6 protein-coding genes are annotated in these 13,974 nt (G+C 61.5%); 4 read left to right on the top strand and 2 right to left on the bottom strand.

Features of this window, described 5'->3' with window-relative positions; all coding sequences use genetic code 11:
* Positions 1–9 precede the first annotated feature (9 nt).
* The gene (locus PspS35_RS12960; RefSeq protein ID WP_159935034.1) at positions 10–2,385 is read left to right on the top strand and encodes an RND family transporter; all 2,376 of its coding nucleotides are present in this window, start codon (positions 10–12) and stop codon (positions 2,383–2,385) included.
* Between the two features lie 54 nt (positions 2,386–2,439).
* Here the strand turns inward: PspS35_RS12960 and PspS35_RS12965 are convergent, their stop codons facing one another.
* Both PspS35_RS12965 and PspS35_RS12970 read right to left on the bottom strand, forming a co-directional pair.
* Positions 2,440–7,110: a DUF6543 domain-containing protein gene (locus PspS35_RS12965; RefSeq protein WP_159935036.1), complete on the bottom strand. Its 4,671-nt coding sequence runs from the start codon at positions 7,108–7,110 to the stop codon at positions 2,440–2,442.
* A gap of 44 nt (positions 7,111–7,154) precedes the next feature.
* A complete protein-coding gene (locus PspS35_RS12970) occupies positions 7,155–12,032 on the bottom strand; it encodes a DUF6543 domain-containing protein (protein ID WP_159935038.1) in 4,878 nt (1,625 codons plus the stop codon).
* Between the two features lie 153 nt (positions 12,033–12,185).
* Here PspS35_RS12970 and PspS35_RS12975 point away from each other — a divergent pair, with 153 nt between their 5' ends.
* The 3 genes from PspS35_RS12975 to PspS35_RS12985 all read left to right on the top strand — a co-directional run bounded on the left by PspS35_RS12975 (position 12,186) and on the right by PspS35_RS12985 (position 13,973).
* Entirely contained in the window at positions 12,186–12,476 is a 291-nt protein-coding gene (locus PspS35_RS12975) for a DUF5629 family protein (protein ID WP_074848180.1), read from the top strand.
* Positions 12,463–13,638 (top strand): lactonase family protein, encoded by a 1,176-nt coding sequence (locus PspS35_RS12980; RefSeq protein WP_159935040.1) that lies wholly within the window; start codon positions 12,463–12,465, stop codon positions 13,636–13,638. Before PspS35_RS12975 ends, PspS35_RS12980 begins: the two co-directional genes overlap by 14 nt.
* 155 nt (positions 13,639–13,793) lie before the next feature.
* On the top strand, positions 13,794–13,973 hold the full coding sequence (locus PspS35_RS12985; RefSeq protein ID WP_159935042.1) for a hypothetical protein: 180 nt from the start codon (positions 13,794–13,796) through the stop codon (positions 13,971–13,973).
* The last annotated feature ends 1 nt before the right edge of the window (position 13,974 follow it).

Raw genomic sequence — 13,974 nt, forward strand, 5'->3', positions numbered from 1 at the left:
GGGGACAGAATGAGCAGTCATCACAACGATAAAGCGACCTTTCTTGAGCGCCTGATTTTCAACAACCGCCCGGCAGTGATCGTGATTTGCCTGCTGGTGAGCGTGTTCCTGTTCTGGCAGGCGACGTTGATTCGCCCGTCCACCAGCTTTGAAAAGATGATCCCCCTCAAGCACCCCTTCATCGAAAAGATGATGGAACACCGCAACGACCTGGCGAACCTGGGCAACACCGTGCGCATCTCGGTGGAGGCCAAGGACGGTGACATCTTCACGAAGGAGTACATGGAGACCCTGCGCCAGATCAACGACGAGGTGTTCTACATCTCCGGCGTCGACCGCTCGGGCCTCAAGTCGCTATGGAGCCCCAGCGTACGCTGGACTGAAGTGACTGAAGAAGGCTTTGCCGGTGGCGAAGTGATCCCGCAAAGCTATAACGGCTCGGCGCAAAGCCTCGATCAACTGCGCAACAACGTGCTCAAGTCCGGCCAGGTCGGGCGTCTGGTGGCCAACGATTTCAAGTCGAGCATCGTCGATATCCCGCTGCTGGAGTCCTACCCGGACCCGCAGGACCAGGGCAAGTTGCTGGCGCTGGACTACCGCAAGTTCTCCCATGAACTCGAAGACAAGATCCGCGACAAGTTCGAAGCGCAGAACCCCAACGTCAAGATCCACATCGTCGGCTTTGCCAAGAAGGTCGGCGACCTGATCGACGGCCTGGTGATGGTGGTGCTGTTCTTCGGCATCGCGTTCGTCATCACCCTGATCCTGCTGCTGTGGTTCACCAACTGCCTGCGCAGCACCATCGCGGTGTTGAGCACCACGCTGGTGGCGGTGGTCTGGCAACTGGGGCTGATGCACTTCTTCGGCTTCGGGCTGGACCCGTATTCGATGCTGGTGCCGTTTTTGATCTTCGCCATCGGTATTTCCCACGGGGTGCAGAAGATCAACGGTATCGCCCTGCAATCCAGCGAGGCGGATAACGCGCTTACCGCCGCCCGGCGCACCTTCCGGCAACTGTTCCTGCCGGGGATGATCGCGATCCTGGCGGATGCGGTCGGGTTCATTACGCTGTTGATCATCGACATCGGCGTAATCCGTGAACTGGCGATCGGCGCCTCCATCGGCGTGGCTGTGATCGTGTTCACCAACCTGATCCTGCTGCCGGTGGCGATTTCCTATGTCGGCATCAGCAAACGTGCCATTGCCAAGAGCAAGAAAGACGCAAACCGCGAACATGCGTTCTGGCGCCTGCTGTCCAAATTTGCCAGCGCCAAAGTCGCGCCGGTCTCGGTTCTGCTGGCCCTGGTCGCCTTTGGCGGCGGCCTCTGGTACAGCCAGAACCTGAAAATCGGTGACTTGGACCAAGGTGCGCCGGAGCTGCGCCCGGACTCGCGTTACAACAAAGACAACAACTTCATCATCAGCAACTACTCCACCAGCTCCGACGTGCTGGTGGTGATGGTCAAGACCACGGCTGAAGGCTGCTCGCGCTATGAAGCCATGGCGCCCATCGACCAGTTGATGTGGAAGATGCAGAACACCGAGGGCGTACAGTCGGCGATCTCGCTGGTGACCGTGTCCAAGCAGATGATCAAGGGCATGAACGAGGGCAACCTGAAATGGGAAACCCTGTCGCGCAACCCGGATGTGCTGAACAACTCCATAGCTCGCGCTGACGGCCTGTATAACAACAATTGCTCCCTGGCACCGGTGCTGGTGTTCCTCAACGACCACAAGGCCGAAACCCTCGACCGCGCCGTGCATGCGGTGCAGGACTTCGCCAAGGAGAACAACAAGGACGGCCTGGAATTCATCCTCGCCGCCGGTAATGCCGGGATCGAAGCGGCCACCAACGAGGTGATCAAGGAGTCCGAGCTGACCATCCTGATCCTGGTGTACCTGTGCGTGGCGACCATGTGCATGATCACTTTCCGCTCCTGGGCCGCGACCCTGTGCATCGTGCTGCCGCTGGTGCTGACCTCGGTGCTGGGTAATGCGCTGATGGCGTTCATGGGTATCGGCGTCAAGGTCGCGACCTTGCCGGTGGTGGCCTTGGGCGTGGGGATCGGCGTGGACTACGGCATCTACATCTACAGCCGCCTGGAGAGCTTCCTGCGTGCGGGGTTGCCGTTGCAGGAAGCCTATTACCAGACGCTCAAGTCCACCGGCAAAGCGGTGCTGTTTACCGGCCTGTGCCTGGCCATCGGTGTGTGTACCTGGATTTTTTCGGCCATCAAGTTCCAGGCCGACATGGGCCTGATGCTGACCTTCATGCTGTTGTGGAACATGTTCGGTGCGCTATGGCTGTTGCCGGCGCTGGCGCGGTTCCTGATCAAGCCTGAGAAGCTGGCGGGGCAGAAGGGTAATTCGCTGTTCGCCCACTGAGCCTGCAGCCTGTGGCGAACGCGTAAGCGCCGCCGCCACAGGCTATTGCCGGTCTCACGACTCGAAGGACAGGAACCAGCGTTCAGCCAGCTGTTTGCCGATCAAGCCTCGATGCACATTGACGATGGCCTGGGGACTTTGCGCCTTGGCCAGCAGGCTGTAATAGCTCTCGCGGCGTTGCTCACGGGTTTTCAAATGGGCGGCCGTGTAATCGGCCTTGGGCGTATTCGCGCCGGGGTAGTGAAAGTGCGCGTACCACAGCGTAAAGCCTTTCGCGTCGTTGATCGCGTACTCCTGGATGAAGTCACGGCGTGGGCCACCCAACTGAATACGTTTGCCCAGCAACGCAACGTTCGCCTGTTGCTGGTCGATGAGGTATTCGAGGTTGGCATGGGTGGGCGGCAGTTGCAGGCACAGTTGCAAACGTAACGCCTGGCCTTGGCTGTTCAACCGCGAGTAGGCCTCGCGCAGTTGCACCACCAGCGCTTGGTCGGCGGCGCTCCTGCTAGCCTCGGGTTGGGCTTCGATGGCACGGTGCAGCTCTGTGGCCAAGATGTCATAGCGCACGGCTTCATACTGCAAAATTTCCTGCACTTCCTGCGGGTGCCTGGAGATTTTTCGATAGGCCTCCCCCCGGTTCAAGTGGTCCTGAAGCATGGCCAGGAGTTTGCGTGCCTGGCCCTTTACTACGCTCAGGCTACGGGTCGGCGCCAGCGGTTGTGGGGCCGGCGCCTGGACGAATTCAACCCATTCATCACCGCTTTGTGAATACATCCCCAGCAACTGGTCGCTGCCCTCGGCGCGGACTTCGACGATATCGACGTTGCCGATGGGCTTGAGTTCACCGATGAATATGCCTTTGCGGCGGGTCTTGATCACGCGCTTAGGCGCAGCGCCGTGGCTGCTCATGGGGCGTTTTGGCAAGCGCTTGGGCGCTTGTGCCGCCGGTTTGATTTCGCTGGCCAGGCGCTGGCTGGCGTCCTGGTAGAGCGCCTCGACCAGCGTGAACAGTTTGCTGCTGTAGGTGTGGTCGAGGACTTCGGCATCGAGGATGCCAAGGCCCTGCAAGGCGTCGAGGGCACTGCCATAGTGTTCCACCAGGCTCTCCAGTACATTCAGGCGGTCACTGCCCGGCAGTTCAAGGCTGTTGAGTTCGCTGTGGGTGCGTACATGCTCCTGCAAGGGATCGACGATGGTGTTCAAGGCATTGAACAGAGGATGTTCAACGTCTTTGACAATCAAACGCTTCAAGCAGCGAATGTGCAGGTCCTTGACTGCCAGGGCGCTGATTTCGTTCGACCGGTCGGCCGTCAATCCAGTCGCACTCTCGGCGCCGGCAGGGCTCAGCTCAAACAGCTGTTCCAGGGAGCGGTCCTTGAGCTCCAGCCAATGAATGCTGCGTTCATTGATCTCCAGCAGCCGCTGGAGAAACTGCCGGTAGCTCGCCGGCTCACCAAGCACCGCCAGGTGCAACGCCGGGCCTTCGCGGGTAAAGCGTTGATTGGCGCGATAGAGGGCTTGCCGGTCATTTTCTGCCACGACCACATGCTTGCGCGCATTTTTGACGGTATTTTCCAGGATGCGCTCGAGCGGTGTAAGCGGTAATGCGATGCCCAGTTCGCCCCGTTCCTTGGCGCTGTCTAGGATCTTCTGAAATTCCGCTGTCTGGCTGTGCAGCGCGCTGTCAAATTGTTTTCGGATCCGGGCCCGTTGGGTTTCTCCGATCGTCGGGTCCTTGTCGGCTTTGTCCATGGCCGCTTGAGCTTCATCGGCGGAGCTCTGCAGCGGCGCCTGGCCTTTGAGAAATTGCTCATACTCGGTTTGCAATTGGCTGATACGCATCGCTTTACGTTGGCGTTCGGCGGCAATGCGGCCCAGGGGCATGCCACCGCGCAGGCGCAGGCGGGTATCGATCGTCCACGTGCCGGGCGTCTGCGTCCTTAGGTAAGGGCCGCTGCGATCAGGGTCGGCGGGATCCACAATCACCACGCTGGCGTCGTGCCCCAGGCTGACTTGAAACAGCTCACCGTCAACCCGGGCATGCCAGGTGGTGCCGATCAAGTACAGTCCCTTGCGCGGACCGTTGAGCACCGGCTGCGGCAACGTGGCAGGTGGTGTGACCCTGAAGGTTTGCAAGCGCATGCGCTGGCTGTGGGTGAGGCGCTGGTGGGCCTGGGCAAAGCTGAAATCCAGGGCGGCGTGGTTGCCCTGCGGCAGCTCGCCGGGCAGGGCGACGGTGCCTTGGCGAATCTGGGCCGGCGCAGGCACCGGCCATTGTTCGGCGCTGCGCCGTGGCAGCGCGGTGGCGGAGGCGGGCGGTGTGACCGCCAACGGCAGCGGGCGCCGTGTGATGGGCGTTGCCGGGAAGTCCAGCAGCAACAGCGCGACGTTCAGCAACAGGTCGATGCTGCCCTGTTCACGGACCTTGGGGTTCTGGCTGCCGAGCGCCTGGATGTCTTGCGTCAGGCTGGTCGTGATGGCCAGCAACCACCCCATCAGCATTGCCGGGCCGCGCAGCACGGGCTGTATGACACTGAAGAACAGCAAGCCGCTGCCTTCGCGCAAGGTCTGCCAGCGACTTTCACTGTTGGACACGGAGGCTCGGTCAGCCTGTTGTACCAAGGCGCGGGCGTTATCGCTGAACAGGTACTGCATCAGGCTGCCCGTGACCAGGCACTGCTGCAATTCTTCGTTGATACCATCGAGTGCCAGGGTCGCCGGCGGCGGCGTTTCCCGGGGGGCGAACTCATCGCCCTGGCCGAACCGCAGGTAATGGGGTTGGTGAAAACCTCCGTTGTCGTAGATCGGCCTGGTGTTGTCGGGCAGCCAGGTCAGGATGCTGGCTTGCATGTCGCCAGGTGCGGCGATCGCGGCCAGCAGGTCGGCGTGGCTGGCGTACTCGTGCAACGGTTGGGCATAGAGCGGGCGAAACAGCAGGTGCGGGCCGCTGCTGACGTCCTGGAACTCAATGATGTACATGTTGCTCACCACGTCCGGCTGGGCGGCAGGGCTGTGCAGCAGCGCCAGATGACGAATCACCACTGCACGGCCGTCGAGTTGCTGCTCGCTGCTGGTGGCCTGCATCAGGCACTCGACCATGCGTGCGCCCACGGGCGTCACACCGGCTTCGCGCTTGAGGCTCAACTCCAGCGCCAATAGCGGCAGTTGTACCGACAGGTGTTCAGCGAACAGCGTTTCCTGGGCGCGGGCCTTGGCCGTATCGCTGAGCAACTGGTCCTTGAGGTAATGGGGGTAATGCTGGCCGATATCCACTCGCTCAACCAGGGCGATAACGTAGGCCGGTGTCAGCCACGCCGGTAAGGGGGTGCCCTGGCGATGGGCGAGGGTGAACTCGCCGCTGGGACGACCACTCAGGTTTCTGATGGCCAGCTCCGTGAGGCTCATGCGCACGTGCTCGACAATCCCGGCACCACCCGGGTAACCGGCGGCAACCACGAACGTCAGCTGCACATCATCCGGGTTAAGCCCCTGTGTCGGGATCTGGTCTGGACCGTTGCCGACGGCTGTTTCACGGCCCATTTCACGTTGTAGGGCCGCAACGGTAAAACGTTGGATGTCTTCAATGTCGGTGGCAAGGGCCGGGTCCTGTGCGCGTTGTTTCAGGCCCGCCAGGGCCAAGGTGTAATGGCGGTAGCGGGCACGGTCGGCGGGGCTGGCGCCGCGCAGATTCTGCGGTAGCTGCGCACGCACGCTGGCGAGTGTTTGCGCAGGGGCTTGCAGGGCGTCGAGAAAGCACAGCCCTGGGTCGGTGATTTCCAGGTACAGCGTGTGCAGCGTCTGCTGGTCTTGGCCGAGTGGCAGTTGCAGGGCGCCCAGGCGCGTGAGTTGCTGGTTCAGAATCATCGACGCCTGGTGGTCGAAGATGGAGCCTTCGGGTTCGTAACGATTACAGGTAATCGTGCTGGCCTGGTAGTGCGCCGCCAGGCGCTCGCCCCAGGCCTGCAAGAGCGCGTCCATTGAGGCAAAGGATTCGACTTGCCCGTTTGGCGCACACAAAAGGGCCGGCGCCACGCCGTTGATGGCGCGGGTCAGCACCATGTGTTCGGTCAGTTGGCGATCGGCCTGGCCATTGCTGCTCAACGTGGTCTCAAGCCCATAGGCGAGCACGCTGTGGTCGCCGTATTTGGCCAGGCGTTGTGCACGGTCCGGGGTGGTGATGAGTTGGTCCAGGGTTTGCCAGGCGGCCTCGTCCAGTTCCGGCTGGCGCAGGGTGCTGGCGCGCAAGGTACTCCTGAGCATGTCGCTGAGCCAGCGCCAGCGGCTGACTGTTGTGTCTGACGGGGCATTCCAGTACTCGGCCAATGCGTCTTGCAGGGCAATGGGCAGGGTGGGCGGCAGCGTCTTGATCAGCGCCTCAATGACTTTCATGTCCGGCCCAGGCGTCTCGGTGCCGGGTAGCTTGAGGCGCTTGGGGGGGGCATCCGACAGGTAGTAGGGCAGATGGTCGACTTCGTTGAAGTCCAGTGGTCCACCTTCGGCCAGGTAGCGCTGGATAACCGTCATCAAGGGGGCCAGGGTCCAGCCACCTTTCCCGGTGGGGGTTGCCAGGCGTGTGCGCGACAGGTCGATGACCAAGTCGGGGTATGTTTGGGCAATGGCTGCGCCGAGTAAGGGTTGGATCACCGCCTCCAGGGAGGGGCGACTGGCAAATTGGGCACTGACGGCCTGGGCGGTCAGCGCATGAGTAGTGGGTGTAGTGTGCATCGACATAAAAATCCTTTTTATGGGCGGTCAGCCCGACGCGGGGTTTATTCAGGTATCAGGACGAGGAACAGTTGTTGGTCCAGCGGCCGGTTGATGGGGCTGTAGAGGTCATTGACGATCACGTGGCTGTCCGGGCCTGCCTTGGCGATCAGGTCCTTGAAGGTGGTGAACCGGTGTTCCGGGCGTTTGAGGTGGGCGGCGGTGTAGTCGCCGCGCGGGCTGTCGGCGCTGCTGTAGTGAAAATGCGCGTACCACAGCACGTCGACGCGGTTCTTTTCGCGAATGGCAAACTCCGAAACATAGTCATTCGCGCCAGTGCGCTGCGGGCCATGCACCAGGCCGATATCCACGGCGGCATGGCGACGCAGGTAATCAATGTTTTCCTGGCGCGGACGCTGGGCCTTGTAGCCTTCTATGCAGTGTTGCTCACCCTGACGGCGCAGGTCCGTTGCACGCATGCGCAGGCGCTCCAGGGCCTGGGGGACATCAGGCTTATCCAGGTGATGGGCTTGGATTTCATCGGCAATCGCCTCGATTTTCCTGGCTTGGTGGCCGAACATGTCATTCCAGTCTTGTGGGTTGACGTCGTCACGGCGCTGCGGGTCGGCCAGTTTGCGTTTCTGAAACTCGATGGATTTTTCCAGGGCGGTGATTTGATCGATCAGCCGCTGAGCTTCCGTACGCAGGGTCGCCAGGGCTCGCTGGCGTGGCACGGGTGCCGGGCGCTGCGGCGGTGCGTCGACGATTTCCACCCAGCCTTCATGGGGATGCTCCATGAACCGCGCGCTGATCTCGTCGGTCTGCGGGTTTTTGACCACAATGGTTGGAAAGGGCATCTCGGCGTCGGGGGGCAGCAGGTTGCCCACCAGTGTTCCTTTGTCCCGCGACCGGAACACGCGCTTGGTCGGGGACGGCAGTTGCGCTGGTTTGAAACGCACGAATTGGGCAGGCAGGAATTCATCCTCGCGCAGTACATCCGCCAGGTCTGTCTCGGCTGCGGCGCGCAGGGTTTCCAGGCGCTCGATCAACAGCGGCATATAGCGCGGACGCAGCAGTGTCGAGTCCAGTTCCATCAGCATGCGGTAGGCCTGGAGGCGCCGGCTGTAATGCTCGATCACATTCACCAACACCTCTTTGCGCTCGGCAGAGGTGAAGCCTTGGGTGGTCAACAGGTCGATGTACGAGTGCTCTACGGAGACCTGAGGGAAGTGCAAGGTCTCCAGCCGCGCCATAAAGTATTCTTCCTGGGCGGTGGCTGGCTCCCTCAGCTCGTCAATGCTCAACGCCGCCAGCAGGTCGAGCGGCTCGACAATGGCACAGAGGCGGTTGTAGAAGCGCCGATGGGGCATGGCATTGAGGAACTTCAGGCGCTCTGCCGGCCCGGTCTTGAGGCGGTTCGCCATCTCTTCCAACGTCATGTCGATAGCAATCAGGGACTGGGCATGGCGCTCGGAGGTGGCAAAGTGCATTTCAGTCATATCGAGCAACCGCTGATTGGCCGGCTCGTCGCGCTCCATCCGCAACAGGTCGTTCATCAGCTCGCCCCGATCAGACACAAACGTGGCGGTGTGCAGTGACGCCAGGAAGCTGACATCCACCTCCTGCGCCGCCAGCAGGGTTTGGTACTGTTCCAGGCAACTGGACTCATAATCGAACTTGCCATCGGCCGCCTTGACCTGCGCGTAGGCGTCGATTATCGCGCGGCGATTTTGCTGCAACTGATCGGTGACCGGGACGTACTTTTCATAGGCCACGAGAAAGTGCAAGCGAGCCCGGGTCCTGTTACGCGCCTCAACGGCGTGGGCGCTGATGGCTGACGGGTCATTAGGGGACAGGCGCAGGCGTTGCATTGCATGGGCCAACTCGCGGTCGCGCACTTCAAATTGTTTCTTGGTTGCCGTCACGGTGTCGAACAAATGGGAGGTTTGGTCAACTTGTTCAAGGATCTGGCTTTCCAGGCGAGTGACCTTCAGCCACGCCTCTGCACGTTGCTGTTCAATTTGCGCCAACTTGGCCTTGAGTCGGTTTTTCGGCCCCCCTCCACGCAGTTTGAGACCCAGGTCCAAGGCCCAGCGTCCTTGCCCGTCGGAGCTGAGCTTAAAGCCTGGGTGCAGGTTTTTTTGTGGATTGACGATGAACACTTCGCCTGCGTCGGGAACGATGCTGACCTGGAACAGCAGGCCGGCTACCGAGGCATGCCACTGCTGACCAATGCGGTACAACCCTTTGAAGGCACCCAACTCGACCGGAGAGGGAGCGGGCACCGGCCAGGCTACGTGGTGCTCGAGCAACGCGTTGAACAGACGGCGTCGGGAACCGTCACGCGCGGTGGAGTGGATGAAGTCCACCTCGGTGCGATCACTCGCAGGCGGCTCGGACGGCAGGCCAACCGGGCCTTGTTCAATCTTTGGCGCAACGTGTGCAGACGGCGTGGGAGGTCGTCGCAGCAAGGTACTCAAGGCCTTGGGCACGGGCGGTTTGGCTGGGGTGAAAGCGGGCTCGATTGATGGATGTTGCGCCGACGCCTTGTGTATCAGTAACAGGCCGATATTGAGCAGGACATCGACCCAGGCCAGTTCGCGTGCGACCGGGTCATCGCCGTGCAAGGCCTCCAGGTCATGTTGCAGGCTGACGGCCAGTTGTACCATCCAGCCCGCGACCATCGCGGGGCCGCGCAGCAACGGCAGCAATAGTGCGTTGAACAGCAGCCAGCCACCCTCCAGCAGAATCGCCCAGCGGCTTTCGGCGTTGGACACGGTGTCACGGTCGGCCAGGTCGACCAGCGCCCGCGCGTTGCTGCCGTACAGGTATTGGGTCAGGTTGCCAGCGGCCAACGACTGGGCGAGAGACCCCAGCACTGCATCCCCGTTGCTATCGTCCGCCAACTGCGCGGGTGCCGGTGCCGGCCATTGCACGGTGTCGTCGCCCTGGCCAAAACGGATGATATGCGGGCTGACAAAGCCATTGTTGCTGTAGATCGGCCGGGCGTGGTCGGGTAGCCAACTGAGCACACTGTCTTGCAGGGGGCCAGGCTCAGCAATGGCGCCCAACAGCGCGTCACGGCTCGCAAACTGGCGTAGCGAGTCCGGATACAGCGGCCGGTAGAGGATATGCGGACCGACCTGACGGTCCGACGCCTCGATAATGAACATGTTGTTGACCACATCCGGCTTGGAATGCGGTTTGCGGTGGAAGGCCAGGGCGTGAATCACAATGCTCAGGTCGTCGACCACCCGGTCCGCGGCGCTGCGCTGCATCAACGCCTGCACATAACGGTAGCCTTGCCAGGTCATGCCATGCTCGCCCCGTATCTTGTGCTCCAGGGCCTGCAGTGGCAGGCGCACGCGCAATGCTTGGTCGAACAACGCTTCACGGCGTTGGGCTTCACTGTCGTTGCCCAACAACAGGACCCTGAGGGTGGTGGGGTAGCGCTCGCCGATATTGGTGCGAGCGATCAGCCCCTGGGTGCTGGTGAACAGGCCTTTTTCTCCCAGCAGGTAATCGGCGTTCATCCAGGCCGGTATCGTCGCGCCGGATTTGGAGCGCAGGGTCAGGCTTCCCTGGGGCGCGGCCGCCAGGTTCTTGATCGCCAATTGCGTCAGGCTCATGGACACGGGCGTGAGGTAGCCGCTGCCCAGGTCGCCGACGGGTACATGGAAGGTCAATTCAAGGTCGTCCGGATCAATCGTCGTGACCTCGGGGTGATCGGCGTGGATCTGTTCGAGCAAGGTATTGCGCGTGAAATCATGCAGGTTCTCGACGCCATCCAGAAACGAAGCCCCCGCCGTTTGCCGGTGTACGCGTGCCAATTCAGCCAGCTGTTGGCCGTAGGCAAAACGATCACCGGGTGCCGCTGTTTGCAGCCACACGGGAAGGTTCGCCTGGAGGGTGTGCTCAAAGGTCGGGCTCGGCGCCGGGGCCTGGATGAACCAGGGCGTGGGGTCTGTGGTGTCGGCAATCCGCTGTTCCAAGGCGTTCAGGCCGTCGCTGGCCGGCAGCACGACGGTGCCGAGCGCTTCCAGTTGTTGGTTAAGCAGCAAGGCCGCGAGGGTGTCGAAGCTATTGCCGTCGGGCTCATAACGTTTGATGGTCACGCTGTCGGCCAGCACCTGGCGCGACAGGTCCCGCCCCCGCGCCTGGGTGAAGGCTTCAAGGGAATCATGGAACTCCAATGTGCCGTTGCTGCGGTACAGCATGACGTTTTGTGCCTGCACCACCAGCAATTCGGGTTCCATGATGTTGGCGGTGTGGCTGCCCTGGACGATGCTCGTTTCCAGGCAATAGGAATGCACCCCGCCTTGCACCGGCGTCGGGCGCGTTCTTTGGTCCGGGTAAGCGGTCAGGTGGTGCAGCGCCGCTTGTTGTTGCTGGTACTCGGCCGGTAACAGGCTGGCGGTGCTGCTCAAGCCTGTGGCCAACAGGTCGCCCAGCCATTGCCAGCGGATAGGGCCGGTGTCGCCCGGCTGGTTCCAGTAGTCTGTCAGAGCGTCCTGGAATACCGTCATCAGGGTGGGTGTCAGGTCGAGGATTTTCGCCTTGATCAGTTGCAAATCCGGCTCTCTGACCGCTTCGGCCTCATAGGTCAGGGGGTGGGGCGCTCGGTTGGTCAGGAAGCAGCGGCGCCCGTCGATGACCGTGTCCATGTCTAACAGCGTACCGCTGCCCACGTAATCGAGCGCCACATCCAGCAAGTGCTTAAGGTCCCAGCCCCCGACCAGGTTAGGGACCGCTAGCCGGGTAAGCTGCACGTCAAGGTCCAGCGGCGGGTATTGCTCTTTGATCGCTTTTTGCAGCATTTGCCCGAACACCGCTCGCAGGTTCGGGCGCGAGGCGAACTGACGGCTGACCGCCTGGGCCGGGGCGTCGCTGTGTTGGGTAAAGGTCGGGGGTGTGGGCGGCAGCGGGGGGGGGGTAGTTGGCATAGCAGATTCCATTCCGTGGCTGAGGAAGTGTCGTATCGGCCCAAGCATGGCGACTGGTTGGCGGGGAAAGGTGGTAGTCGATTACCGCAAGAGGGGAAACGCGCGAGAGATTGGCCTATCATCAGCGTCTTTATGAACTGATGAATGATCCTGATGACTGCCGACAACCTGAAAACCGTCCTTGAAGCCAGCGATATGCTTGAAATCGACGGGCTGCACGCCTTCGACTTCCAGCTCGCTGATGAAAAGCTGCTGATCACCGCCATGGACGGCCGTGCCGAAAAACGCTGGAGCTTCAGCACGGCGCAGGTGCAGGCCGCCACCTTCGACGAGCCCTTGCAAAGTTGGACCCTGACGGGTGAGTCGGGCGAGCACCGCCTGATCTGCATGAGCGCGTTCACCGGCAACAATAACGATGAGGACCCAGCCGATGATGATGCGTAAATTCTGGCCGCTGCTGATGGCCGGCAGTGTCGGTGCGATGTCGGTACACGCCGCACCGGCTGACACCTACGAGCTGTTGGTCGGCAGCTACACCGCCGGTACCAGCGAAGGCATTTACCGCGTGCAGTTCGACAGCCGCACCGGCCAATTCCAGGGCGCGCCGGTACTGGCGGCCAAGGCAGCCAACCCATCGTGGCTGACGGTCTCGAAGGATCAGAAACACCTGTTTGTGGTCAACGAAAACGGCCCAGGGCAGAAAGACGCAGTGGGGCGTGTGAGCAGTTACAGCATTGACCCGCAGAGCCACCAGTTGACCTTGATCAACCAGGTCCAGAGCCTGGGCAACGAGCCCACCCACTCCAGCGTCGCCGCTGATGGGCGCTACCTGTTCGTCGCCAACTATTCGGTGCTGCAAGATCCGGGCGGCAGCCTGGCGATCCTGCCGGTGGACGCCACCGGCAAGCTGTCTGCGCCCGTGCAGTTGAGCGGGCACCCCGCCAGCCGCGTGAACCCCGAGCGCCAGGCGTCCAACCATGTGCACTCGGTGGCGTCGTCGCCGGATGGCAAGTACGTGTTTGTGCAGGACTTGGGGGCCGACAAAGTGTTTGCCTACCGTTATGACCCCAAGGCCAACCACGAACTGCCGTTGACCCCGGCCAACCCGGCCTCGGTGCAATTGCCTCCAGGCAGCGGCCCGCGTCACTTGCTGTTCAGCGCAGATGGCAAGCATGCCTGGCTGACCACCGAGATGAGCGCCCAGGTCGCGGTGTTCGATTACCACGACGGTACGCTCACACAGACCCAGTTGCTGGACTATGCGCCGGGGCAGCCGGTGTCGGACAAAGCCGGCGCGGCGCTGCACGCGTCAAGCGATGGCAAGTTCCTCTACGTGAGCAATCGTGGCACGGCCAATCAGATCCTGGTATTCAGCATCGACCCGGCCACTGCGCACCTCAAGCAGGTGCAGCAGCGCTCGGTGGAAGGCGATCACCCGCGAGAGTTCAGCCTCGATCCGAGCGGCAAGTTCCTGCTGATCGCCAACCAGAAAAGCAATGAAATCGTGGTGGTCGAACGCGACCCCAAGACCGGTCTGCTGGGTAAAACCGTGCAGAAATTGCCGATCGATGCACCCAGCGACCTTAAGTTTCTGGTGCGTCAATAAGCCACAGGCCCCGCATTGCGGGGCCTGTGTCTTTCTATTAATTACATTGATAGCGGCTAGTGTTTCAAAGCATTTCTATGGATCAACCCTCGGGCGTAAGTTGGTTCCAAGGCCTTCCCCGGCCACCCAACCAAACGAACACAAGGGTTACCGACATGAACTTCAATCTCTTCTCGATCATCGCCGCTTCCGCCGTCTCCGCCACTGTTGCCCTGCCAGCATCCGCCAGTGTGGAGGTCAGCGGCAAGCAATCCAGCACCAGCGCCTACACCCAGAAATACCTGCAACAAAGTGCCAACTTCTATGCCGCCCTGGATCACAAGACCCCGCACTGAT

The sequence above is a fragment of the Pseudomonas sp. S35 genome (genome assembly GCF_009866765.1).
Lineage (GTDB): Bacteria > Pseudomonadota > Gammaproteobacteria > Pseudomonadales > Pseudomonadaceae > Aquipseudomonas.